Below are 419 nucleotides of genomic sequence, written 5' to 3'. Positions count from 1 at the left end.
AAAACACAATTTGGGCGTGATCACGAATTTGCCCGGATCGACGACCTGAAGTCCTATCAGGAACACGTGCCAATCAGATCCTATGAGGAATTCCACGAGACCTATTGGAATGCTGGCTTTCCAGTGCTCGACAACGTGACTTGGCCTGGGCGCATTCCGTATTTCGCAAAGACGTCCGGCACGACATCCGGCGTCAGCAAATTCATTCCTTGTACACGCGAAATGGTTCGATCGAACAACCGGGCCGGGATGGAGGTTATCCTCGCACATTTTCGCAACAGGCCCTCCAGCAAGATCTTGCATGGGCGTTACTTTATGTTCGCTGGCAGCCCTAAACTGCAACAGCTTTCAAACGGCGTTTTTGCTGGTGAGTTGTCTGGAATCGCAGCACGGGAAACCCCCGCTTGGGCCGGGCGGGA

The 419-nt window shown here is 53.7% G+C and carries 1 protein-coding gene; it reads left to right on the top strand.

Features of this window, described 5'->3' with window-relative positions; all coding sequences use genetic code 11:
* The coding region (locus ABWV64_RS15965; RefSeq protein WP_353347079.1) for a GH3 family acyl-acid amido synthetase at positions 1 to 419 on the top strand (419 nt) is incomplete at both ends.

The sequence above is a fragment of the Litorivita sp. NS0012-18 genome, assembly GCF_040371945.1.
In the GTDB taxonomy this organism is placed as follows: domain Bacteria; phylum Pseudomonadota; class Alphaproteobacteria; order Rhodobacterales; family Rhodobacteraceae; genus Litorivita.
This window is presented reverse-complemented; position numbering and strand designations above follow the sequence as displayed.